Here is a 26,038-nt window from a genome sequence, read left to right as displayed (position 1 = left end):
AAGGATATCACCCGCGTGTTCTTCACCACAACCGAGGCCGATTTGCTTTATCTGGATGATGCGATTTTTGAGCTCGCCGAACAGGCTGATACAGTGATACAGTGTGACAGTTCAGAAACATCGGTTACACCTAATTACAATGTCAATGCCATGTATAACGGCATGCCGTTTACCGAGATTATCGCCAAGTATTGGGAACTGTACAATGGGGGCAAGGCGCCCGTAATAGGCGATAGGAATGCTTTGACCTTTGAGTTGGCGGTTACCCTACGCTCCATCTGCGGTTACGATCTGGGACAGCTGATGCAGGTGATACCCAACTACTGGGCTGCGCCCGATGGCACCTGCACCGAGGCCGATATGGCTGAGTATCGCAAAACCATCGATAACGCCCTGAAAGAGCCGCGAAAGGGTATGCCGTACCGACTGAAACAGGTGCTGCAAGCACTGAAATCGCAGGCAGGCGTAAAGGCCTGTGGCGGCACTATGACCGCACCGCCGCCTATGCCCAAGCGATTGCCGCCGCTCATCCGTCTGCTGACCAAAAACGTGCCCTGGTACTATAAGCCAGCCGTGGCCAGTGCCGTGTTCCCAGCCTTGGGCGCACACCTGCACGGTGTGAAATTCCGCTATTGGGACAACGTGGAGCACGAGGCTACATTCATGAATCTGTTGGTGGGCCGTCAGAGTATAGGTAAGGGCTCGATCAAAAAGCCTATCGACTACATTATGGAGGATATTCGCCAGTGCGATCAGCCCAACCGCGAGCGTGAGGCCGAGTGGAAACGCAAGAACCCCAGCGGTAAGCAGAAAAAGGATCCGCGCCCCGTGGATATCTGCATACAGATGCTTATCGATAACCTGACCGATGCCGTGTTTAACCAGCGCATCGTAGATGCCCACAACAACGGCCAGCGCTACATCTACACCATCGTGGACGAGGTAGAGGCGCTGAAAAAGGTGACATCGAAAAACTCGGTGGATGAGGTGGGCCTGCTGATACGCAAAGCCTTTGATAATTCGCTGGCAGGTCAGGAGCGCGTGGGTGCCGACTCGGTATCGGGCATCGCCCCGCTCAGGTGGAATTTCAACGCCAGCACCACGCCGCCCAACGCCCGTAAGTTCTTCTATAAGATGGTGAACGATGGTACCGTGGGGCGACTGGATGTGGCCACCATTATCCGTAATGATGCCGATGATGACGACGACCCGCCCATCCAGGGCATTTACGATGAGCAGTTTGCTGCCGAACTAAAGCCATACATCGACCGATTGGAGGCTGCCAGCGGGCTCATTGAGTGTCCGCAGGCTAAAAAACTCTCGCTCGACATCCGACTGGAGAACAAGGAGGCTGCCAAGCTGTTCGAGAGCGAGGCCTATCGTGTGCTGTCGTATCGTGCCAACGTCATCTCGTGGCTAAAAGGCATGCTGCTGTATGTGGCCCATGGCTACCGCTGGGACAAGACGATAGCCGACTTTGTGCGCTGGAGCGAGCAGTACAACCTATGGTGCAAGATGCTGTACTTTGGTGCCCAGCTGGAGAAGGAGTTGCGTGAGGAGGTTGAGATACAGCGCCGAAGCGGACCCAAGAACCTGCTGAGCCTGCTGCCCGATGAGTTTACCCGCGAACAGTACATGCTGATGCGCCAGCAACAAGGCAGGCAAGGCGACGGCGACAGTGCCCTACGCCAATGGCAAACCCGCGGACATCTGGTGTACGACGAGGTGAGTCGCCGATATTGTAAAACCGAGCAGTTTAAACAAAAGTACGCCAACCTATGATTGATATTGAGAATACCCAAGAATGCTTTGTGCAGCTCTGGCTACGGCTGGAGCGCACAAGGCGCCTGCTGGGCGGGCAATGTAAGCGCTACTGCATACGCAATGTGTTGAAAACATGGTTCGGCCCTGCAATAAGTGATGACTTTATCTGGGAGGTATGCCATCTGTGCGAGCAGGAGGGCTGGAACGAGTTGCCGCTGCCAAGTCTCTATCCGCGCAAGCATCGCGAACTCTTGCGTGCTATCGTAGCTGTACGTACGGGCATCAGCTTTTGGAAAATCAGTCTGAAAGCCCTCGACTCTGCCTATAGTATCGCATTCCCTAATAGTACACCTATTAACGTAAACAAAAAGAAGAGAATATGAATAATGTAAGTATCAACCTCAGCGAGCACTTTTCGCTCGCTGAGTTAACCAAGACGAACGTGAAGTTAAATAACGTGCCCAACGAGGCACAAGTAGCTAATCTGAAGCGCCTCTGTGGCTGGTTGGAGATGCTGCGCAGTGAGTGGAACAGCCGCTATGGTGGGGGTAACGACCCGATTATCATCAACAGCGCCTTTCGCTCGCCCCAGGTTAACAAGGCCGTAGGCGGTGTCGCCACCAGCAATCACCTGACAGGGGGTGCGGCTGATATCAAGGTGAAGGATATCTGTCAACTCATCCGCTATGCCACCATCCTGCTCGACATCGCAGACGAGAGCCAGGAGGATTTCGACGAGCTGCTGATAGAGCGAAACGACAGCGGCGCCATCTGGCTGCACTTCGCCGTGCGACAGACAGGCAATCGCAGAAAGGTTTTGCTAATTTAAAGGTGACATCTGTCACCCGTGTGGTTTATTGCATTCTTTGCAGTCCTTCCCAGCGGACGTTCCAGCGGCCATCCTTGGGGAAGCCGGGGTTTAGCGGCTCTGAACAACCATCCCAGCCCGCACACATCATGGCTACGGCTGTGAGCAGGGCGCCATTGCCGGGCAGGTAGATGCGCAGACGGTCGCCTGTCTGGAAGTTATGTCCGTTGGGCAGGTAGGTGTTCTTCTGGGTGTTGATGAGCAGGGCCTGGAGGGCTGTCTCTGGATCGCCTAAGCGGGCGGCGGTCATGGCTATCATGCCGTAGTCCCATCCCCAGGTAGTCTGCCAGTTCCAGTGCTGCATCACCCAGCTGAGGGTGCGCTGCATCTGTGCCTTGCTGTATAGACTGCTGGAAGGCAGCATGCCACAGGCGCCCAGCACGGCGGGATGATCATTGCGGCACTTATCGGCAAAGGTCTCGATCTTCTTGCCAGTGGCATCGAAAGGGTCGAAGGCCTCGTGCTGCTTGTCGGTACCTATCTGGATGCCTGCTGTGTAGATGCCGTTAGACTCAGGCAGTGGTGAGAGTTTGGCGATGATATCGTCCCACTTGGCGATGCGGGGCTTGCCCTGGCGCTCGCGCCACTGTTGCGCCACCTTCAGTCCGTACTGCCAATAGGCTAACTCAAAGGGCTGATTATACGAGATGTCTTTGGTCATGCACTCCTGCATGGCGGTAGCGCCCTTCAGGATGTAACGTTGCTGACGGGCATCGTAGGTCACGTAGTCGGCCATGAACTCGGCCGTTGCCTCTACCTGCTCGCCATAGGTCTTTAAGGTCTCGGCAGTGGGATAGGCGCGATATAGTTCCTCGGCCATGTAGATGTAGTGGGGCTGTTGCCAGATGAGGAAGGAGCCGGTGTTTGAAGGCGCCTCGCCAGCCCAGGGGTCGGTCATCTTCATCCAGCGCACGCCCTTGAATCCTTGTCGTGTGGCTATCTGGCGGGCTACGGGGTAAGCTACGTCGTTATACCATTTCATAATCTGTGCCAGTACCTCAGGACGGTTCCAAAGAGCAAAATCAACCATGTGCCACCATGCCATCTCTAAGTGCGGACGTCCAAACCAACTGTTATAGGTGAGTCCGGTTTCCTGTGGCGGCATATTATTGGCGCAGTTAATCTGGGTGAGGTATTGTGACAGTACCACGCGGCGCTCCAGTTCCTTGGCGCGAGGGTCGGTACACTGTGAGAAGTCGATGATGGCACCTGCGTTCCACCAGGCATTCCAGAAGCGCAATGCTGCCTTGTGATACTGGTCGTACTCGAATGCCAGGTCTTTGGCGGGCTGCGCATCCAGATATTCAGCCGACACGGTCAGCACCTCGTCCTGAGTAGTCAGCTCGAATGCATGCGGACCGCATACATCGAGTGTGGCGCGCCCTTCCCATTGTAGTAGCACGTAATACGTGGTGGCATCGAGGGTGCGCTTGATAAGGGCTTTCTGTGTGCCTTTTTCTATAATCTCCGACTGATGCTTCTGTGGCTGGTGCCAGTCGCTGGCATCGTCGGCATGATTGCCTGAAGGATAGGGGAAACGCAGGCTGATAATGGCACGCTGATCAGTAAGCAGCTTACTGACGATACGGGCGTAGAGCGCATCTTTGGCAGGATGAACACCTGTTGTTACTTCCACCTGTTGTCCGTCGACTATGAACTTCGATTCTATCTCGCCGTCCAGTAGTTTCTGTTCCTGACGGATGCCTGTCAGTTCGTTCAAGGCGACAGGTGTGTTGTCGGCATGTCTCAGCGAGAGTCCTATGGCGCCTAAGTTCAGACGGTGCGGGTTCACGCGAAAGAACTCTGTGGCTTCCTTGTGGCGTCCGTCTGTTGCCTTTTTGTATTCCACGGCATATACCTCCTGATGTCCATGTCCGAAGTCGAAGGTTTTCTCCGATTCTGCAGGCGTCAGCTGCTTGGTGTTGGGAAACTGATGCCAGCCCCAGTCGCTCATGGCGCAGAGGGGCACGCCGTTCTTGTAGTCTTCAGGAAACGACTGCAGTCCTGTCACATCGACCGTTGTCGTAAAGTGACCGTTACCCACGGAGAGCGATGCCAAGGAATCGGCTTGTGTGATGACGGGGTTATGGCGATTAACAACAGCGTGACGGTCTATAGAGGCCGTCACGTTGTTGATATTGTATCCTAACTGTTCCATTTCGAGCGAGGCCCATATAAACGGCCCTACGCCTTTTGCGTCGTTGTCACGAATCGGTTCGGAGAGATAGTAGTTGAATCCGCCGTCGCGTCGTTTGTTCTCGTTGACTGTTCCTTTGGGATTCACCTTCTTCAGCGCCGCTTCCACCTCGGGTGTGGCTGCCGGACCGAGTCCTGCTACCGAACAACACTGGGTGAGCGATATCGTCTTGTCTTCGTTAACGCGGATAAAGCGGTTGATGATGCCTTTATATGCCTTGATGCCGGCATCGCGGTATTTCGTGCCTAAGTAGCCTTTGTTGTAAGCCTTCAGCAGCACATAGGCAAACATCGACGAGCAGGTCGACTCTAAGTAGTTGCCCTTGCGGCCAGGCTGATCCATCACCTGATACCATACGCCAGTCTTCTTGTCCTGCCATTTGATGACGGCGTCCAGATCCTTCTGTAACAGGTCGATCACTTCCTGACGGCGGGTGTAGTTCTCTGGCAGTGCATCGAGCACTTCGATAAGAGCCATCGAGTACCAACCCTGCGCACGTCCCCAGCAGTGCTGTGAGAGTCCTGTCTCCTGGTCAGCCCAGAAGGTCTTGCGGGTTTCGTCGTAAGCATGACGGTTCAGGCCTGTCTTGGGGTCGAGTGTACGCTCGTAGGTTATCTTCAGCTGGTTCACAGCATCGTCGTATATCTTGAAGATGTCACCTCTCTTTGCTCCTTTAGTTGTAGTAGTGATAGGGGCTGTGAGTGTGCGGAAGGGCAGTCCCATGAATATGCCGTCCAACCATACCTGATAAGCGTAGATGGCCTTGTGCCAGAATACCTTGTCGGCTACGGTACGAGGCTGATTCTGTAGCTGTTTCATCATGGTCTTCATGGCTATCAGATTCTTGGCCTCAGGCCACTGCTGATACATACGGGTTACGAAATGACCTGTACGGATATTGTCGAGGTTATAATCCAGAATGTTATAGCCACGGATGTCGCCCTTGGCGTTGATCATCGTATCGGTATATTCCTGACAGTACTGGCGGATAGCCTCACCACCGTATTTCAGATAGGTGTCGAGCATTCCCTCGAGTTCGATACCCATCACGTAGCTCCATTTGGGAGCCTGCGAGAAATCCAGCAGATAGCTCTTGGGTACGCGCTTCATCTCCGAGTAGGTCATCCACTCCGAGTAGTTCTTATAGGGTGCCTGGAGCAGCGACAGCGAACCGTTGATAAACAGGCGGTCGAAGTTCACGTTGCGGGTCTTGCCGCTCATGAAGTTGCCGCTCTTCACGCCGTTGAAGCGACAGTTTTTCACGTTGATGTCATATACGAAGGTGTCCTCATCCAAACCTATGATCTGTACGCCGTATTTCGACTCCTGACTGGTCACGTTCTCCATGTACACATTGCGTACGATGGGGTAGTAGCCACGGCAGCAGATCTCATTATGCTCGTAGTCGAGATTGATTTTCAGCACGCTTTCCTTACACTTGCCGACGGTGATGTTACGCATGTTGATATTCTCGATGATACCACCGCGGCAGCTGTTGGTCTTGATACGCAGTACACGCTCCAGTTCAGGCGAGTCCATCACACAGTCGTGGGCATACACATTCTGGCAACCGCCCGAAATCTCAGAGCCAACCACTACGCCACCATGTCCGTTCTTCATCTCACAGTTACGGATGATGATGTTCTTCGATGGCATGTTGCGCTCGCGACCATCGCGGTTGCGTCCGCTCTTGATGGCGATACAGTCGTCGCCTGTGTTGAAGAAACAATCCTCTATCAGCACGCGGTCGCAGCACTCGGGGTCGCAACCATCGCCGTTAGGACCATCGTTGATCATTTTTACACGTCGAACGGTGATATCGGTAGAGTGCAGAGGATGAATCACCCAGAAAGGCGAACGCAGCAGCGTTACGTCCTCTAACAGGATTCCCTCGCACTTGTTGAAGCTGACCAACTGTGGGCGCAAGCCGTCCTTTGCAGTAAACACGCGCTCAGGTGTGCGCTCTCCTTTCTCATTATACATAGGTACGCCGTCCTCACCATCCTTCAACAGGCGAGCACGTGAACCTGCACGCTGACTGACAATGCCTTCCTTCCATCCGAAGCGGGGATTGCCGTTCCAGGGCCACCACGTGTCGTTAGAGCCACCACCGTCGATGGTGCCTTTACCTGTGATAGCGATATCCTTGGCTTTGTAGGCATAGACGCAGGGCGACAGATTGAAGCACTCCAGTCCTTCCCACGAGGTCTCGACGATGGGGTAGAGTTCTGGTTGAAAAACGAACTCGAGCACAGCGCCTTCCTGCACCTCCAGGTTCACGCCGTTTTTCAACTGGATGGCACCCGTCAGGAACTTCTGTCCTGCAGGAACTACCACGCGGCCACCGCCCTTTTTCGAACAGAGGTCGATAGCCTTCTGGATAGCTTTCTGGTTCTTGGCAGCCGTATTGTCGGTCTTTGCGCCATACTTGGTAATGAGATAAGCCTTATCGGCAAATTGGGGGGTACGGATACTCTGCTCAATCTGCTTGTATTGAGCCTCGTTCCACTGCTGGGCTGCAGCTAACAGAGGTGTCAGCATACAGAGCATCACAATCTGAAATAATTTTTTCATATTTGGTAAACGTTATTAGTCCGTAGTTACGATTTCGGTGCAAATATACAACAAAATCGTGAACCACGGACTAACTGTAGTCTAAAATCTTACGTAAACGTTAACTTTGCAGCGCCTCGAACAGCTTGTCGAGTGCCTCGTCGGCATTCTTGCTCTCGTTGAGCAGTGTGACGAACTTCGAGCCGATGATGGCGCCTGCTGCATTCTGCTGGGCAGCCTCGAGCGTCTGCTTGTTGCTGATGCCGAAACCAATCATGCGTGGGTTACGCAGATTCATGGCGTTGATACGGCGGAAGTAGGCCTGTTTAGCATCGTCGAAATTCTTCTGGGCGCCAGTGATGGCTGCGCTCGATACCATATATACAAAGCCATCGGTGTTGTCGTCGATGAAGCGGATGCGCTCCTCGCTCGTCTCTGGCGTGATGAGCATGATGATACGCAGGTCGTACTTGTCGGCAATAGGCTTGACTACCTCTTGATAGTCCTTGAAGGGCAGATCAGGAATGATGGCGCCACTCACACCGCTCTCTACGCACGATTGGCAGAATGCCTCGATGCCGTAGTGCAGTATGGGGTTCAGATAGCCCATCAGTACCAAGGGAATCTCTACCTGGTCCTTGATAGTCTTCAACTGGGCGAAGAGGGTCTTCAGGTTCATACCGTTCTTCAGTGCCTGTGTGGCTGCGCTCTGAATCACAGGACCGTCGGCCAAGGGATCGCTGAAGGGAATGCCTACTTCAATCATGGCGATGCCACGACGCTGCATGGTCAGTATCACGTCGGCAGTGCCTTCGAGTGTAGGACAACCGGCACAGAAGTACAGTGACAGGAGCTTCTGGTCCTGACTGTTAGCAAAGAGTTGATTGATCTTATTCATATATTTAAACCTTTTATAAATGCTTTTAATGTTCCAACGTCTTTGAGCCCTGGGGCTGTTTCGAAGCGTGAGTTCAGATCGATGCCGATGCATTTGCTGTGGTAGAACTTGTTCACCCGTTCAGCATCATCAGGCCCGATGCCACCGCTCAGCAGGAAGGGAGTGTCGCCTTTGTAGGCCTTGAGTACCGTCCAGTCGAACTTCTCGCCGTTGCCGCCAACACTCTTGCCTTTGGTGTCGAACAGCAGACAGTTGGCTACGCCTTGATAGGCTTCTGTCAGGGCAAAGTCGGCTGCTGTGGCTATGTTGAAGGCCTTGATCACTTTGTAGCCACTGAGCTGTTTGATATAATCAGGGCGTTCATGCCCGTGCAGTTGGATGATGTCGAGTGCATATTCGTCGGCTGTGCGTTTCACCACCTCGATATCCTCATCAACAAACACGCCTACACGGTTGCAGTAGATAGGCAGATAGGCGGGTTTCTCGCTGACATGGCGGCTCGACTTGGGCCAGAAGATAAAGCCCATCATATCGATACCCAATCGTTCCACTTCACGGATGTTATCGGCCTCACGCATGCCGCAAATCTTAATGATCATAGTTGTTCTATAAATTCATGTAATGCCACTCCTGGGTTGGCGGTCTTCATAAAGTTCTCGCCAATCAGGAATCCGCGGAATCCGGCCTCACGAAGAGCCTTGACCGTGTCAGGGTTTGAGATGCCGCTCTCGCTCACCTTGACAGCCTCCTCAGGCAGTAGCTCTGCCATGCGGAATGAGTTGTCGATATCGGTGATAAAAGAACCTAAGTTTCGATTATTAATGCCGCACATATCTGGTTTTAAATCAGCGTATTCCAATTCTTCTTTGGAGTGTATCTCTAATAATACTTCTAAGCCTAACTGGTGGGCGGTGTTCTGCAGGCTGCGGCACTCGGCTACCGATAAATCGGCTGCAATCAGCAGCACGGCTGATGCACCACATAGACGGGCCTGAAACAGCTGATACTCGTCGATGACGAAGTTCTTATAGAGGATAGGGATGTTCACCCCGCTATGACGGGCAGTGCGGATAAAATCGTCGCACCCGCCAAAATATTTCATATCTGTCAGAATGCTCAGAGCTGCTGCTCCGTTCTGCTGATAGCTCAGGGGAATGATGTCGGGCTGTCCGTCCTCCTTGATCCATCCTTTTGAGGGCGACTTGCGCTTAAACTCGGCGATGATGCCCGAGTGGGATGCTGTCAGCGCCTGCTTCATCGACGCCACACTGAAGTCGAGTATTGCCTCTACCTGTTTGTACAGCACTTGTGGGGCAACGGCTGCCTTCGCCAATTCCACCTCCATGCGCTTATGCGCTACAATTTCTTCCAGGATATCCATGATATTTCTCTTTTTGCAGCGGACTACAGGACTAACAGGATTGATTATCCTAAATGAAAAAGTCCTTAAGTCCTGTGATCCGTTGCTAAATTTTAACTATTGAGCTCAACGAATTTCTTGAATGTTCTGAGGGCAGCGCCGCTGTCGATACTCTCGCGGGCAATCTCCACGCATTCCTCGATGCTCTTCTGGCCCTTCTCCAGTACTTGAATACCGAAGGCGGCATTTGCCAGAACGATGTTCTTCTGGGCAGGCAGTGCACGGTTCTCCAGTACGCTGTCGAAGATCTGTGCGGCCTCTTCCTCGGTAGCGCCGCCCACCAGCTCCTCGGGCTTGGCTATCTCGAAACCTAAGTCGCTGGGCTTGAAGATACGCTCGTACTGCTTGGTGGTTACCTTGAAGTCGCCAGTCAGCGAAATCTCGTCGTAACCATCGATAGAGTTCACGATACCGTAGTCGATACCAATCTTCTGATACACCTGGTTGTATAGGCGCATCTGGTCGAGATTGGCCACACCGAGCAGCTGACATTGAGGCTGTGATGGGTTAACCAGCGGGCCCAGCAAGTTAAAAATGGTTGGGAACTGCAGCGCCTTGCGGATAGGACCAACGAACTTCATGGCCTTGGCAAACAGCTGGGCGTGCAGATATACGATACCAGCCTCGTTCAACGAGCGGTTCAGCTTGTCGATATCATCAGTGAATTTGATACCGTGATGCTGGATTACGTTCGAAGCACCCGATACCGAAGTGGCGGCATAGTTACCGTGCTTGGCTACCTTATAGCCTGCACCTGCAATCACAAAGCAGCTGGTGGTAGAGATGTTAAAGGTGTTCTTGCGGTCGCCACCTGTACCAACCACGTCGATGTAGCGGTCGGCATTCAGGATGGCTGGCACGCCAGTCTCTAAGATACCATCGCGGAAACCTAACAGTTCGTCGACTGTTACGCCACGCATCTGCAGGGCTGTGAGCAGCGCTGTGATCTGTTCGTTGGGAAACTCACTCTGGGTGATACCAATCAGGATATTCTTCATTTCTTCACGAGATAGTTCCTCGTGGTTCAGCATCCTGTTCAGGATGTCTTTCATTGTCTGTGCCATACTATTTAAAGTTCAATGTTCAATATTCAATGTTCAATGTTAAAGAAACATCCAGTTCTGCAGCATTTTCTTGCCGTCGGGCGTGAGCACGCTCTCGGGGTGGAACTGTATGCCACGGATGTTCATCGATTTGTGGCGTAGCGCCATGATCTGCCCCTCGTCGCTCTCGGCGGTTACCTCTAAGCAGTCGGGTAGATTCTCTTTCGATACCACCCATGAGTGATAGCGGCCGATGGTGATGTCGCGACTGATACCGCTGAAGAGTGGGTCGTCGCTTGTGATATGACAGGGTGTAGCCACGCCATGGAACACCTCGCTCAGGTTCTCCAGCTTGCCGCCGAATACCTCGCCGATGGCCTGATGGCCCAAGCACACGCCCAAGATAGGCTTCTTGCCGGCATAGGTGCGGATCACATCGAGCAGCAGACCTGCCTCTGAGGGGATGCCAGGACCGGGACTCAGGATAATCTTGCTATATGGCTCCAGCTCTTCGAGCTTGAACTGGTCGTTACGCAGCACGGTTACCTCTGCACCCAGTTCTTTTACCAAATGACTCAGGTTGTATGTAAACGAGTCGTAGTTATCTATTATAACGATCTTCATAATGTTCAATCTTCAATGTTCATTGATTAAAGGTTCTCAGCCTGTAGTATGGCCTTGCGCAGGGCGCCAAGTTTGTTGTTTACTTCCTGCAGTTCGTATTCCACATCGCTCTTAGCCACGATGCCACCGCCTGCCTGGAACCACAGCTCACCGTTACGGCTTACGAAGGTACGGATGGTGATGGCCTGATTCAACGAACCGTCCAGTCCGATGTAGCCGATACAGCCACCATAGGCACCACGGTTGTGAGGCTCGTAGTCGCTGATGAGCTGCATGGCGCGTACCTTTGGTGCGCCTGAGAGTGTGCCTGCGGGGAAGGTGTCGATAAACGCCTTGATAGGATTAGCGCCCTCATCGAGTTCGCCACTAACGCGACTCACCAGATGGATGACGTGCGAGTAGTACTGCAGGTCCTTGTAGAAGTCGACTGTCACACCATGGCAGTTTCTTGAGAGGTCGTTACGTGCGAGATCTACCAGCATCACATGCTCGGCATTCTCCTTGGGGTCGTTGCGCAGATACTCTGCGCCACGTCGGTCGGCCTCAGCATCGCCCGTACGTTTTGTGGTACCGGCAATGGGGTCGATATATGCGCGGAATGCGGGTTTTGATTGTTTTGTGTTGGGTGATGGCTCAATTCTGCAGTGTGTCTCAGGTGATGAGCCGAAGATACGGAAACCGCCGAAGTCGAAGTAGAACAGGTATGGCGAAGGATTGATGCTGCGCAGTGCGCGATAGAGCTTGAAGTCGTCGCCCTCGTACTGTTGGATAAATCGGCGTGAGAGCACAATCTGGAACACATCGCCACGCAGACAGTGCTTGATGCCTCGGCGGATGTTCTCACGATGCTCATCGTCTGTCAGCGTTGAGCGTACATCGCCTACGGGGTGGAAGTCGTATGCCTGCACATTGGCCTTGTTCATGGCCTTCATCACGGCATCGAGTTTGGCCTCGCCGCCAAGCGACACAATCTTCAAGGTGTTGTTGAAGTGGTCGAACACGATCACCACCTTGTAGAGTATATACAGCAGGTCGGGCGCATCGTTCTTGGCCTGCGTCTCGTCCTTCACGTTGATATCCTCGAAATAGCGCACCGCGTTAAACGATGTATAGCCGAACAGTCCGCACACCTTGGCATCGTCGCCCTCCACGTGAATGCGGTCTATCAGTTTGTGGATGGCCTTGTCAGAGCGATAGTCCTTGTTCACCTCGTGCTGCAGGGTACTGCCGTCAGGATAGGTGATGGTAGCTACGCCATGACCGATTGCCACGCTGGCCATGGGCTCAATGCCGATAAACGAACGTGAGTTGTCCTTATCGTGATAGTCCGAACTCTCCATCAGCGCACTCTGTGGATACAGGTCGCGCAGTCGCATATACACGCCTACTGGTGTATATAGATCCGCCAGGATCGTCTTCGATATTGTTGTATAATTGAATGTACTCATAATGTTCAATGTTCAATGTTCAATTAAAACTTCCCGTACTCGCCAGCCATGGCTTTATTCTTCAAGTAAGTCTCTACGTCCTTGTCGCCGCGACCGCTTATGGTCAGCACTACCACGTCGTCTTTCTTGAATGTGAGTTTCTTCAGGGCTGCGATGGCGTGAGCACTCTCGATAGCGGGGATGATACCCTCCATGCGGGTCAGCTCGTAGCCGCCGTAGATGGCCTCGTCGTCGTTGATGCTCAATACCTGCGAGCGACCTTTCTTGGCCATGTTGCAGTGCATGGGACCCACGCCGGGATAGTCCAGTCCTGCCGAGATGGTGAAGGCCTCCTGTATCTGTCCGTCCTCGTTCTGCATTACCAGCATTTTCGAACCGTGCAGAATGCCTGTTGTGCCTTTATGGATGGTAGCTGCTGTGTAGTCGGTCTGCCAGCCGTGTCCGCCAGCCTCAGCCAGTACTATCTTGGTGCGCTCCTCGTTCACGTAGTGGTAGATGGTACCGGCTGCGTTGCTACCGCCACCGATGCAGGCGATGAGATAGTCGGGATAATCGCGGCCAATCTTCTCCTGCAACTGCCATTTGATTTCTTCGCTGATCACGCTCTGCATGCGTGCTACCAAGTCGGGGTAGGGATGTGGACCCATGGTGCTGCCTACGATATAAAAAGTGTCGGCAGGATGACAGCACCAGTCGCGGATAGCCTCCGAGCAGGCATCGCTCAGGGTCATGTTACCAGTACGTACGGGGTGTACCTCAGCACCCAGCATCTTCATGCGCTCCACGTTGGTGTGCTGGCGCTCCACGTCGGTAGCACCCATAAACACCTCGCACTTCATGTTCATCAGTGCGCAAACTGTAGCGGTAGCCACGCCATGCTGTCCGGCACCTGTCTCAGCAATGATACGGGTCTTGCCCATCTTCTTGGCCAGCAGGATTTGTCCGATGGTGTTGTTGATCTTGTGGGCACCAGTGTGGTTCAGGTCCTCGCGCTTCAGGTAGAGCTGGCAGCCGTAGTGCTCGCTCATACGCTTGGCATAGTACAACGGACTGGGGCGACCCACGTAATCCTTCAGCAGGGCATGATACTCAGCCTTGAACTCTGCGCTCTCAATGATGGGCAGATAGGCCTCCTGCAGGTCGTGCACACACTTGTAGAGTATCTCGGGCACGTAAGCCCCTCCGAACTCTCCGTAAAAACCTTTCTCGTCAGCAAAATAATTCTCCATATCTATTTATATTTTCAATTTTCATTGTTTAATCAAAAAAAAGACTCGCCGCTGTCGCGACGAGCCTTTTTATACTATAGCTATAGGTATACGGCATTAAACCTCGCGACTGTTTAATCTCGAGCTCTGCCACCACCAATAGTTGTTCTGAATTCTATTCATATTCTATGTTGCCTTTATAACATTTCGGCTGCAAAAGTAAGTATTTCATTTCAAACCGCCAAACATTTTGCCAACTTTTTTAATAAAATGTTAGCAAAAGTTGCTTTTTGCTTACTTTTTATGGGGCGAACTGTATGATTACACAGATGTTCGGCAAAGTTGCTTCATGATTGCTTCATAAATGAGTCATAAATGCATACTCACGTGCGTACGCCGTAAAGGCACGCACTCTTACTTTTTGCGAAAGCATAGCTTTTGACTATTGAAAGCGTAGCTTTTGCACCTCGAAAGCATACCTTTCGCCCCCCGAAAGCTATCCTTTCGTTAAGCCTTTTAACTGCATTTTTCTTCTAAAAACATTTGGCGGATTCAGAAATAGTGTGTAATTTTGCGGGCGGAATTAATCATTTAAACTGAAATAAGATGATGAAAACGGTATTAGTGACAGGTGCCAACAAGGGCATCGGATTTGGAATAGCAAAACATCTGGGCCTTAGTGGTTGGCGTGTAATCATTGGCGCACGCGATGAGCAGCGCGCAGAGAAAGCGATTAGCGAACTGAAGGGACAAGGCATTGATGTGCTGGGATGGGTAAACATCGAATTGGCCAATCTTGATAGTGTTGAACAGGCTGCCAAGGAAGTAAGCGGGAAGTATCCGGAACTATCGCTCCTGGTTAACAATGCCGGTATTCCTGGCGACATGAGCGTAGATAGTGAGCATACAGAGATAAGCGTGATCAAAGAGACGCTCGATGTGAACTTTATCGGCACATTCGCACTTACCAAGGCGCTGATACCATTGATGGCTAAGAATAATGGGCGAATCGTAAACATCACCGTACCATCAGAAATCAGCCCTTATTGGCACCCGTTAGCCTACGTAGCCAGCAAGGCTGCACAGAATGCCATGATGGGCGTAATGGCCATTGAGTTCAAGCAGAGCAATACGCCTGTAGAGATTTTCTCTGTACACCCAGGACCCACCACCACCGATCTGAATGGTAATATGGCGCTGCCCGGATTCCACGATATAGAAACCGTAGGCCAGAAGACCGCCGAACTGATCAATGATGGCCAGAACCACCAAGGCGAGTTTATCGAGCTTTACCCCATTGTAGAGGAATAATAGAAATCTTTCATAACAGATAAAAACTCCAGTCGTTAATCTTGCGGCTGGAGATTTTGTTATTTTCTTACCTAATTTTTTGGCGGTTTGAAAATATATGTGTACCTTTGTGGCGTGTATTTAAGAAACTGATAAAAACCTATATTAAGTATGAATAGACTATTGATTCTTTTTCTGGCGTGCGTGATAGCGCAGTTATCCTATGGTGCAACCGTATCCGAAAACGAGTGGTATGAAAAATACCTATCGTGCGCTAAAGACAGCGACTTACGTGTGTTGAAGGCGATAATAGAACAATGGGAACAGGCTGAACCTGAATCGCCAGATGTATATGCAGCATGGTATAACTATTATATAAAGTTAGCTTTGACCGATGTAGTAACCCTCACTACTATACCACCAGAAGATAACCAGAAAGCGCTTCAATTTGTAGATAGTACGGGCGTAGTGGCTGGATACATGTATGATACTAAGGCGTTTAATGATTCTATCATACAGATAGGTTATCAGAAATTGGATGTGGCAATCAGACTTTATCCCGACAGGTTAGATTTGCCTTTGGGCAAAGTTACAATGTTATTCAGACAAGACCATTATTCTGAGGCTATAACGGAACTATGGCGTGTTATAGACTATTCGGAGAAAAACGGAAACAGATGGCTTTGGACTTTAAATCAACCGGTAGAGGATGGTGTATACGTATTTAAGGATAGTATGCAGGATTATTTTGTACAGTTGGTTGATGCAGAACAAAGCGACTTTGCACAGCAATTGGTCGACAGAATGTTGCAATTGTATCCTTCCGACATAATCTTTCGTTCAGATAAAGCGTCGTTGCTTGCCATCGCTAATCGTTATTCAGAAGCATTACCACTCTACCTGTCTATATACAAAGATAATCCAGACGACATCATAGTGGCATCAAACATTGCTCACATATATTACACGCAGGGCGATAAAAAGCAAACAGTGAAATATTATAGCAAGCTGGTGCAGTGTGGCGACAGCGAGATTGAGGATATTGCAAAACAGCGAATTAAGGAAGCAAAATCATGGTGATGAAGAAAGTAATGAAAAGAGATATAATTAAAATTATAGTAGCGCTGGCTTCCGTTGCAGTGTGTAGTGGTTGCCGTAGTGCACGTGAAACTGTAGAAGATGCGGCTGAACATGCTGATGTGAGTTATACAACTAGCGAATCGGAACGTGAAATTATCCGTGCTTCAAATGATTTCTCCTTCAAACTGTTTCAATTGCTAGCAGCCAATAATACAGATAAGGATTTTATTATTTCCCCATTAGGTGTGGTATATTCGCTCGATATTATCAGCAATGGTACAGGCGGACATATTAAACAACAGCTGCAGCAACAACTGTGTACAAGCCAGGTCAGTCAGGACGATATCAATGCGCTAAGACGCAAAATGATGCTTTGCCATGCAAAAGATTCTGTAGCCGAATTTCTTGCTACCAAAACGGCTTTCATGAAATCATCAAATTTGCTACTTCATCGTGATGAACACACTATAAAGCCAGAATATATACATACAATCGGTCATGATTATTTTGCTGACTGTCTGTCGTATCAGAACGAGGATGATGCTAAAAGCATTGTAAAAGCTTGGAATAAAGAAAATAATCATGGGGCTATCAATGAAATCCCGCTGGAATTTGATGCAAATGCCGATGCTTATCTCATCAATACATTGCTGTTTAATGGTGCCTGGGTTCAGGAATTTTACGATACTAAACCAGATACATTCTATATAAAAAAGGATGAGGCTCGAATTGTTAATTTGATGAGTATAACAGAAAAAGAGGGATGTTTTAGGTATATGCAGAATAATAAATATGCCATACTGCGTATGCCTTATGTTGGGAGCTTTTATATGGATGTAATACTGCCAAATAAGGATCTGACAGTTGATAGTCTGATAAGACAGATGGATATGGAACAGTATAAAAATAGTACCAAAGTACTTAAAAAGTATGATGTTATAGATGTTAGTTTTCCAAAGTTCCACGTAAAATCAGAGATTGATATTAAGTATCTGTTGTAAGAAATGGGACTCACAGATATCTTTTCGAAGAAAGCTGACTTTAGTTTAATGAGCGAATCCCCACTTTATATCAATAAGATGAAGCAGAATATCGAAATTGATGTTGATGAAAAAGGTACTCATGTAGAGGCAGTTACATCTACTTCTTTTGTTACATTATGTGCATTGAGCAACCCCACCAAGGCAGAGTTTTATGCCAATCGTCCTTTCATTTACTTCATCCGTGACTATTTCGGTTCCATCTGCTTTGCAGGAGTATATCGCGGAGGTAAATGATGATTTCTCGCAAAAATATTTTGTGGAATGCGTAAGATACATATTATAATGTTTGGAGGGCAGTTTGTTATGAGCCTTGTGTTTTCACAGAAATACTTGCATAACTATATCAAGATATAATGGTCATGGGGACGGAGGAGGTGATCACACTAAATCATATATGACAATGGTGACATCGTCACCATTGTTATCCAAAAATAATCAATTCTCATTTTTATCGCATAATTATTTGGTGGAATGAAGAATTGTGCGTACCTTTGCCTGCAGAATTTAAGAAACTGATAAAACCTATAACGGTATGAATATTAAGCGCAAAATGTTGATTGCCCTTTGCCTGATGGTGGCAGTTATGACTAAGGCTGTTGAGAAGCAGACTGCTTCGATTAACAAGGTTACAGTGTTTACTAATGGTGCACAGGTGGAGCGCTCCAAGAGTGTAATCCTGGTGCCTGGCGAACAAGTAGTTACGTTTACAGGCTTTTCTCCGTATATGGACAGAAAGAGCTTGCAGGTAAAGGCCAAAGGCCATCTTACGATATTAGGCATAAGTGAGCGAACTGCTCATCCAGACTCTGTTGCACAAGTCAAGAAATTGCGTGCTGCTGAGGATGATGTAAAGGCTGTGGAGCATCGTATCCAGCAGACTAAGGATGAACAAGAGATGCTGACTGCACAACTGGAACTGGTAAAGATCAACTGTTCGGTAGCTGGGCGAACAGTGGCTACACCATTGGCAAACATCAAGGAACTGAATGCCTACTATGCACAACAGGTTCTTTCGGTTAAGAAACGCAGTCAGGAACTAGAAGAGCAGTTGCAAAAACTGAATGATGAATTGAAACGCAAGCAAGATACCTGCGACTCAATAGCAAAACAGAAGTTGAAGAGCGTCACCGAGATTGATGTGAAGGTAGATGCCAAACAGACCGGTCGTGCCGATTTCGACATAACCTATTATGTTAAGAATGCAGGTTGGTTCCCCAGCTACGATGTACGTTCTAACAGCACCAAAGAACCATTGCAACTGTCGTACAAGGCCAATATCTATCAGAACACCAAGGAAGAATGGAAAAACGTGCCCGTAACACTCTCATCATCCAACCCTAATCGTTCAAATGTTGCGCCACAGCTTAAGACTTACTGGCTGGATTATGGTCTGTCGGCTCCTTCATATAATACAGAGAATGACGGCAGCAATGTTGTAAGCGGAAAGATCGTGGCGGCCGGTGATGGCGATCCATTGATTGGAGCCTCAGTAATAGTAAAGGGCACTAATCTTGGTACTGTTTCTGATATAGATGGTAATTATTCCATTGTGCTGCCGCAAAACAGTAGCAAACTTATGTTCTCATACGTAGGCTATGTTAGCCAGACACATACTGTAGAACCTGGTTCTACGCTCAACATACGCCTGAAGGAAGACCAAGCATCACTTCAAGAAGTTGTAGTTGTGGGCTATGGCGTATCAAAGAAGGGACACAAATCTAAGTCTAACGGCGAAATATTGAAAGCCAAAGAGAGCATACCAGTGGTACGAGGTGTCGCTGTAGAAGAGGAATTGAACGAGAGCGAAGTGATTGCCGTCAATCAGCAGCAAGCACAGTTCGGCTATGAGTTCGATATCAAGCAGTTGCTGACATTGCCTGATGGCGGCAAGACAACTACTACCGAGATTGCCCGTCATCAGTTGCCTGCATCATACGAGTATCGTGGCATACCGAAGATTGACAAAGAGTCGTTCCTGGTGGCCGATGCAACCGATTGGCAGAAACTCAACCTGATGGAGGGCGAGGCCAACGTCTTTTTTGATAATTCGTTTGTGGGTAAGAGTATTCTCGATCCTAACGTAAGTAGTGACACACTCCACTTCTCGATGGGACGCGACCAGAGCATCCGTGTACAGCGCACCAAGGTCAGCGAGAGCTCTACGCGTCGATTCTTTGGTAGTAATCAGGAACAGACTTTGAAGTGGCGTATCACCGTAAAGAACAATCGTCAGGAGAGTGTCAACATCACAGTGTTCGATCAGGCCCCCATCTCGCGTAATACCAGTATCGAGGTAATCATGGAAGAACTTAGTGATGGTCAGTATGATAAGAAGACCGGCATCATCAAATGGCCACTACAGCTCCAGCCCGGCGAGCATCGTGACCTGATTCTGCAATACAAAGTAAAATATCCCAAGAACCGCCGTCTTAATATCGAATAGTAAAAACGATGAAACATACAAAGGCGAATCTTATTATACCTATTTGGTGGTTGATTCAGTTGTGTGTCTTATTGGCACTTGGAATTCGGCATTTAGGACATTTATTTGTCGTTGTCTTATTAATTTTGTCGTTAGTAGGCCATATATTCGGTGGGCGTAAAGTTTCTATCGCGTCCTCTTTCGGCCTGGCTTCCTATTCTGCACTGACATTAATTGGTGCAATACTATTGTGTTACATGACGTTCTTCTTAGCATCAAACCATACGGAGTGTTTCCTGCCGATAATCGCTATGGCCGTTGCCATCATAAACATGATTATCTCATTCAAGATAATCAAAGACTTTCGTAATATAAAATGACGAATTATAGTTCAGTGTGTTGACGCAATGAAAAGAATTATTATTAGATTTTGGTATGTGCCAATCGTTGTGGTGGTTATGCTAATGCTATCACTGATAGTACTAAATTTATCCAGTGATCAAAAGAATCAACCATCTAAATCTGAGGCTATGAAAGTAGTAAGAGAGGAAAGGACTTTTCATACTATCAGAAAGGGTGGTACTATTAAAGAGGTATCACCTCAATGGATAAAATCTGATAGCTTATATGCTCATGCCTCCGTTGCAGAATTGATACAATTTGCATCTAAACATAAAGATGCCATCGAGCGTCTGATTGCCTTTCGCGCCCTTCTGATGAAGGATCCGCACGAGGCTGCAAACCTGACTATTTCTGAGGTTGATGATATCACTCTTGTTGGAACTTCAGATGGAATTTGTGGACAAGCTGAGAGTGTCTCTGATATCAGAATATCAATGATGTTGGGCAACAGAGTACGAAGTAAGGTTACTATAGAAGATTCAATACGAATTGACAGTGCCGTTCTGTATTCTGTAAATAGTTCAAAACTCAACTATCCACACGAATTATATCGGAAATTACCAGCAAAGCCTGAATACGAGAATCGTCTCCGACAATTGTATAAACAAGACAAGCGAGCACTGATAGCTTTGGCAAAGTATCATAAAGAGCAGGATAAGCAGGAGATTATCCGACTTCTATCTAAAATTGAACATGATAGAGCATTCGATTATCGTGATACAGTACTTATTGTGTTCGATGCATTGATAAACTTTAATACACGGTGGAGTTATAACGTTATAGACCAGGCACTATCTACTAGTAAAAAGAAGAATAAAGACTATTATTCATACTGTTGGTATTTTCATTTAGCATATGACAAAAATCCCCACCCGTTATATAAAACATTATTAAAGAAATATCCATTGCATGAGTAGAAAAGATATAACCATATATGAATAACAGATTTGAGATAACAATCATCCTGAGCCTAATTATAGCAATAGTAACTGTGCTATATGTATATAGAAAGAAAAGGGATAGAGAAAATCTGCTATTTGGCAATTGTACCAATCTTATTGATAAAATTGCAGCTGTAGTTTTCTCTGTTTTTTATATTCTTCCATCGCTTGGCATTACCTTTATCTTATTGGTTATGTGGAAGATGGACTACATGCTGATTTGGATATTGTTGCTTGGTGGTTGGATTTTTATACCGTTAGCGCTTATAACCATATTCACTTCAAGAAAACTTAGCTGTTTTAGACATTTCATCACGTTGGGTATTACAGCGTTTAATATGGTGTTCTTTCTTTTGTTTCTTGCTTTAGAATACCCGCAACGCAGATGCAATCCTGTTATCATGCAGTCTTATTACGAATTTCATAAGGCGGAATTGGATAGTCTGTGCAATTATGCTCGCAGTATAGTCAATGATGGGTATGATTATCATGTGGAGTTCGAAGATGGCGTGAATATCAGAAGCCTACAAAGAGAAATGGGCATCGACGATAAAGAATTGAATGAACTTAAGAATCGTCTTGATGCTTTAGGATGTTTCTCTGTTCATGTCCCCAGCGAAGACAATAGAGCCATAGAGATAGGTTTCAGAAGAGTAAGCATGAGTGCATATTATTTTGTAATCTTTCCAGATTCAATGGGCAACGAGAATTATAAGCATTACTTAAAAGATGTCAGATACATCCCTTATAATCATAGGGTAGTATTCGAGTATGGTTCACCTGCATTTGGCGATATGACATTCCCTGGCAGAGACGAGTATTTGAAAAAGTAATCATTTCTCGCAAAAATATTTGGCGGATTCAGAAATAGTGTGTATCTTTGTCGGCAGAAAGAAATAATAAACCTACCTTAGTTGTATGTCAAGAGGGAAATCTATATGTAGCGTGCTGAAAACCATCCGTAAGCAGGTGGCCGATGCTAATGAGATAGAGTACGAACCACGCGAATGTCATCATCAGGGCGACTGTCGTGGCACTTGTCCTGCATGCGAGGCCGAGGTAAGATATATCCAGCAACAGTTGGATATCCGCCGACAGTTAGGCAAGGCTGTGGCCGTTGTTGGAATCTCTGCTGGCTTTGCAGCGTTGAATAGTTGTGCTTTTGACAAAGAGTCTTTAGTGATTCCTGTAGCGTCTATCGTGAAAGAAGAACCTGAACCACCTTTTGTAGGTGAAGTTATTGAAGATATGCCAGAATTTCCTGGTGGAAGACAGAAATTGTTTGAATATCTGATGGAGAATACCCATTATCCAGAGATAGCTGAAAAGAATGGTGTACAAGGTAGAGTTGTTGTTACCTTCATGGTAGAAGAAGATGGTAGTATCGGTGAAACAAAAATAGCAAAGAGTGTAGATCCGTCGCTTGATGAGGAAGCAGTTCGTGTAGTTAAGTCTATGCCCAAATGGAAACCTGCCATATTAAATGATAAACCTATAAGAACTAAATATACAATACCCATCACTTTCCAAATTCCCGAAAGCAATGAAGATACCACTGATAGGAATCTGTCGCCATCGGCTGACAACTGATGGCCAAGGCGTAACTACACTGGTGGCATTCCATGGGTGCCCGTTGCGCTGCAGATACTGTTTGAACGAGCAGTGTCTTACGCCTGATGGGGTATGGCAGCAGATGGAAGCACAACAGATATTGAACGAGGTGATGATTGACGACCTATACTTTAAGGCTACGAATGGGGGAGTAACCTTTGGTGGTGGCGAACCATTGCTTAGGAGCGATGAGATAGTAGCCTTTTGCCAGTTGAAGCCTGATGACTGGCATATCGCTATCGAAACATCGCTTAATGTAGATCTCCGCCATCTACAGGCTGTAGTTCCATACATCGACCACTATATCATAGACGTAAAGGACATGAATCCCGACATCTATTGCCGATATACTTCTGTCGATAATAGTCAAGTTATCGACAATCTCCGTTGGCTCATCGCCCATGTAGATGCGCAGAAGATAACCATCCGTCTGCCCCATATCCCCGATTACAACACCCCCACCGACATAGCCCAAAGCCGCACCCAACTGGAATCGATGGGATTTATTAATTTTGATTGTTTTGATTATGTCATGCGATAATACAATAATACTCAGTATGAAAGATAATCATATGACAAGAGGTAAATATCTTTATAAGATATCGGGGCTATTAATTTTGCTTGCTTTCGTAGTAGCATGTTCCGAGGGTTCTCATCATGAGGTTCCAAGAGATGGAGTCATTAGGGCTACCAATGATTTCTCTATCAAGCTATTAAAACAACTGGCTGCTCAAAACGAAGATAAGGATATCATGTTCTCGCCGCTTGGGATAGTATATACTCTCGAGATTTTGAGCAATGGAGCCGATGGTGAGACTAGGCAGTTGATACAGCAGACTCTGGGGCTGGATAGTTTCCTGCTATCTGATGTGAATGCCGTTAGTAGTATGATGATGACCACACATGGTATGGGTGGAATCGATAAAAAGACTGGAGCTAATAAAGCATCGCTAAATACATCTAATCTGTTTCGTTATAATAATAAGCACGAAATAAAACCAGACTTTCTTCAAACTATAAGTCGTGATTATTCTGCCAAATGTCAACCTGTAGAAGGTTTCGGTAGCAAGACTGCAGAGCTTGTAAACACTCTGATATTCAATGGCGCATGGACAGAAGGTTTCTGGACTGACTACACCAAGCCCGACACCTTCTATATTTCTAAAGATAAATATACGATTGTTGACATGATGTACCTATCTGACAAACAGGAGCATCTCAGATATACTCAAAATGCCGATTATTCCATTCTCAGCATGCCTTATATAGGTTCATTCTGCATGGATGTGCTTTTGCCTTATGAGGACAGAACTGTGGAAGATGTAGTGAATGGGCTAACGATGGATAAATACAATAATAGTGTTAAAACTCTTATGAAATATGGCAATATTGAAGTAAGTTTCCCAAAGTTCGGATCTAAATCACAGATAGATTTTAATCCCGCTCTAAAAGCTATGGGGTTAGGTATTATCTTTACTGACAATGCAAACTTTAGTTTAATTGACGATGATCCTATTGCGCTAGATAGTATTAAGCAAGATATAGAGTTCGATCTCGACGAAGAAGGTACTCATGTAGAGGCTGTAACTACTTCAGCGCTAATTACTGTAGGAGAGTCCTCTAATCCAGACAAAGTCGTTTTTCGTGTCAATCGCCCCTTCATCTACTTCATCCGCGATAGCTTTGGCACAATCTGCTTTGCAGGAGTATATCGCGGAGGTAAATGATGATTTCTCGCAAAAATATTTTGTGGAATGCGTAAGATACATATTATAATGTTTGGAGGGCAGTTTGTTATGAGCCTTGTGTTTTCACTATTGCTTTTTTGTGGAATTCTTGGTGAGTATGCGATATTTGCTTTTGTATATCCAATTCTTGTATGTGTTTACTTTGTGACGGATGTATTAATTACGATGATAAGTACAGACTTGATAGTTCGTGCTATTCAGAATAAAGCAGCGTGTATGTTTTCTATTGTAGCTCGCGATTTGGTAATAATAGGAGTGTGGTTATCTATTCTTTTGTATATAAATATAAATGTCATAACACTTTGGGGAACTATAAGTTACGCTCTTCCAAAAATACAGAAGATCATCATCTTCGACATCATCAATCAACAGAAATACTTGCATAACTATACCAAGATATAATGGTCATGGGGACGGAGGAGGTGATCACACTAAATCATTTATGACAATGGTGACGATGTCACCGATGTCAAATTGTCATCCCAAAAACTTATCAAAAATGCGTCGTTTTTTCTCTAAGTATTTTTCACGTGCAAAGTAGTTAGCGCGCAATAATTCCTTAGGTACTTTTCAAAAAATATGTAATACAGCCGTAGAAAGTGATTTATCTACGGATAAAGTACCACAGAACTATCCAGAAAATGATGATGCAAATGAAAGCTATCAGGAATGGGGTGTTGGAAAGCAACCCGTGTTTCGAGAAATTGACAATGCCGTGAAATGCAGAGCAGAAAAGTAGCGAATGGGTATCTGTTGCGACCTTACCAATTCCCCATGAAGCGAAAAGCAGAAGTAAAAAGAATGGCAGTAGGTTGCGCTGATACAAGTCCAAATGCCACAGAAACCACATGATTGTAATGATCAGAACGTATTGCCACATGGGGAGATGTCTGAGCTCGTATTGCAAAAATCCGCGCCATCCGTATTCTTCCAACAAGCCATAGGTGAATGCCAATAAGCATAATACTGCCATGTCCAATCCTCCGACAATGCCAAACACAAGGCATGGCACCGCTATGGTTACAACAGATTTCCAGATAGACTTGCCCGTGATGGTGTAGGCTGTTTGGCGTTTGAAAATGGCCATGGCAATGAGTGCTCCAACGATTGGACCAAGTCCTGTGGAAAGCTGAAACGCATAATTACCCTCGAGTGTGGGATACTTGTGTCCAACAGCCAGTATAATCAGACGTAGTGATAGAGCAATCAGGTAAAATGTTGCTATTGCGCCGATGTGGATTCTTTTATAAACTGATAACTGCATAATAATAAATATGTATAATTTGATGTTTCACGCTGCAAAGATACTACATGAAACCGAAACATTATGTTAATTACCAAAAAAAATTGATTTATCAGATTTTATTTGTATCTTTGCGAAATAAATACCGATTTGTGAAAACCTATGGATATCTGACACGAAGTAACCATTTTCTCAAACCGCCCCAATAATTTCGCGAAATTGTTTGGCGGTTTGA

The 26,038-nt window shown here is 47.3% G+C and carries 20 protein-coding genes and 1 pseudogene; 12 read left to right on the top strand and 9 right to left on the bottom strand.

Going from position 1 to position 26,038, the window contains the following annotated elements; genetic code table 11:
• The 3 genes from T491_RS17945 to T491_RS16435 form a co-directional block, all read left to right on the top strand.
• On the top strand, positions 1-1,782 hold a 1,782-nt coding region (locus tag T491_RS17945; RefSeq protein WP_028904038.1), incomplete at its 5' end, for a hypothetical protein.
• Complete coding sequence (locus T491_RS0111595) at positions 1,779-2,147, top strand: hypothetical protein (RefSeq protein ID WP_028904037.1); 369 nt, start codon at positions 1,779-1,781, stop codon at positions 2,145-2,147. The genes T491_RS17945 and T491_RS0111595, both read left to right, overlap by 4 nt.
• Entirely contained in the window at positions 2,144-2,593 is a 450-nt protein-coding gene (locus T491_RS16435; RefSeq protein WP_051523139.1) for a D-Ala-D-Ala carboxypeptidase family metallohydrolase, read from the top strand. The genes T491_RS0111595 and T491_RS16435 overlap by 4 nt, the downstream gene beginning before the upstream one ends.
• A 25-nt stretch (positions 2,594-2,618) precedes the next feature.
• On the opposite strand, the gene T491_RS18265 is transcribed toward T491_RS16435, so the two are convergent.
• From T491_RS18265 to trpB, 8 genes are all read right to left on the bottom strand, one after another.
• A complete protein-coding gene (locus T491_RS18265; protein WP_081773362.1) occupies positions 2,619-7,403 on the bottom strand; it encodes a glycoside hydrolase family 88 protein in 4,785 nt (1,594 codons plus the stop codon).
• 100 nt (positions 7,404-7,503) lie between these two features.
• Complete coding sequence (trpA, locus tag T491_RS0111580) at positions 7,504-8,280, bottom strand: tryptophan synthase subunit alpha (protein ID WP_028904036.1); 777 nt, start codon at positions 8,278-8,280, stop codon at positions 7,504-7,506.
• On the bottom strand, positions 8,277-8,879 hold the full coding sequence (locus T491_RS0111575) for a phosphoribosylanthranilate isomerase (RefSeq protein WP_036916013.1): 603 nt from the start codon (positions 8,877-8,879) through the stop codon (positions 8,277-8,279). Before T491_RS0111575 ends, trpA begins: the two co-directional genes overlap by 4 nt.
• A complete protein-coding gene (gene trpC, locus T491_RS0111570) occupies positions 8,876-9,661 on the bottom strand; it encodes an indole-3-glycerol phosphate synthase TrpC (RefSeq protein WP_051523138.1) in 786 nt (261 codons plus the stop codon). Before trpC ends, T491_RS0111575 begins: the two co-directional genes overlap by 4 nt.
• Positions 9,662-9,753: 92 nt before the next feature.
• The gene (gene trpD, locus T491_RS0111565; RefSeq protein ID WP_028904033.1) at positions 9,754-10,752 is read right to left on the bottom strand and encodes an anthranilate phosphoribosyltransferase; all 999 of its coding nucleotides are present in this window, start codon (positions 10,750-10,752) and stop codon (positions 9,754-9,756) included.
• A gap of 51 nt (positions 10,753-10,803) precedes the next feature.
• Positions 10,804-11,367 (bottom strand): aminodeoxychorismate/anthranilate synthase component II, encoded by a 564-nt coding sequence (locus T491_RS0111560; protein WP_028904032.1) that lies wholly within the window; start codon positions 11,365-11,367, stop codon positions 10,804-10,806.
• Between the two features lie 26 nt (positions 11,368-11,393).
• Positions 11,394-12,815, bottom strand: coding sequence for an anthranilate synthase component I family protein (locus T491_RS0111555; RefSeq protein ID WP_028904031.1), 1,422 nt, complete (start codon positions 12,813-12,815; stop codon positions 11,394-11,396).
• 23 nt (positions 12,816-12,838) lie between these two features.
• Positions 12,839-14,044: a tryptophan synthase subunit beta gene (trpB, locus tag T491_RS0111550; RefSeq protein WP_028904030.1), complete on the bottom strand. Its 1,206-nt coding sequence runs from the start codon at positions 14,042-14,044 to the stop codon at positions 12,839-12,841.
• A 585-nt stretch (positions 14,045-14,629) separates the two neighbouring features.
• On the opposite strand from trpB, the gene T491_RS0111545 reads away from it, so the two are divergent.
• The 9 genes and pseudogenes from T491_RS0111545 (at position 14,630) to T491_RS0111495 (ending at position 24,539) form a co-directional block, all read left to right on the top strand.
• The gene (locus tag T491_RS0111545; RefSeq protein ID WP_369699758.1) at positions 14,630-15,334 is read left to right on the top strand and encodes an SDR family NAD(P)-dependent oxidoreductase; all 705 of its coding nucleotides are present in this window, start codon (positions 14,630-14,632) and stop codon (positions 15,332-15,334) included.
• Positions 15,335-15,484: 150 nt separating this feature from the next.
• Complete coding sequence (locus T491_RS0111540) at positions 15,485-16,393, top strand: M48 family metallopeptidase (protein ID WP_036916010.1); 909 nt, start codon at positions 15,485-15,487, stop codon at positions 16,391-16,393.
• Positions 16,387-17,670, top strand: a pseudogene (locus T491_RS0111535) (serpin family protein). The gene T491_RS0111540 and the pseudogene T491_RS0111535 overlap by 7 nt, the downstream one beginning before the upstream one ends.
• 298 nt (positions 17,671-17,968) lie before the next feature.
• Entirely contained in the window at positions 17,969-19,879 is a 1,911-nt protein-coding gene (locus T491_RS0111525; RefSeq protein ID WP_028904025.1) for a DUF4139 domain-containing protein, read from the top strand.
• Between the two features lie 386 nt (positions 19,880-20,265).
• On the top strand, positions 20,266-21,177 hold the full coding sequence (locus T491_RS0111515) for a hypothetical protein (RefSeq protein ID WP_028904024.1): 912 nt from the start codon (positions 20,266-20,268) through the stop codon (positions 21,175-21,177).
• 17 nt (positions 21,178-21,194) lie between these two features.
• Positions 21,195-22,034, top strand: coding sequence for a hypothetical protein (locus tag T491_RS0111510; protein WP_028904023.1), 840 nt, complete (start codon positions 21,195-21,197; stop codon positions 22,032-22,034).
• Between the two features lie 85 nt (positions 22,035-22,119).
• Complete coding sequence (locus tag T491_RS16425) at positions 22,120-22,791, top strand: energy transducer TonB (protein ID WP_081773360.1); 672 nt, start codon at positions 22,120-22,122, stop codon at positions 22,789-22,791.
• Positions 22,745-23,353, top strand: a complete 609-nt coding sequence (locus T491_RS0111500; protein ID WP_028904022.1) for a radical SAM protein — start codon at positions 22,745-22,747, stop codon at positions 23,351-23,353. Before T491_RS16425 ends, T491_RS0111500 begins: the two co-directional genes overlap by 47 nt.
• 16 nt (positions 23,354-23,369) lie before the next feature.
• Positions 23,370-24,539 (top strand): serpin family protein, encoded by a 1,170-nt coding sequence (locus T491_RS0111495; RefSeq protein ID WP_028904021.1) that lies wholly within the window; start codon positions 23,370-23,372, stop codon positions 24,537-24,539.
• A gap of 625 nt (positions 24,540-25,164) precedes the next feature.
• On the opposite strand, the gene T491_RS16420 is transcribed toward T491_RS0111495, so the two are convergent.
• Positions 25,165-25,824: a type II CAAX prenyl endopeptidase Rce1 family protein gene (locus T491_RS16420; protein ID WP_051523134.1), complete on the bottom strand. Its 660-nt coding sequence runs from the start codon at positions 25,822-25,824 to the stop codon at positions 25,165-25,167.
• Positions 25,825-26,038: the final 214 nt, after the last annotated feature.

Source organism: Prevotella sp. P6B4, from assembly GCF_000619985.1.
Lineage (GTDB): Bacteria > Bacteroidota > Bacteroidia > Bacteroidales > Bacteroidaceae > Prevotella.
This window is presented reverse-complemented; position numbering and strand designations above follow the sequence as displayed.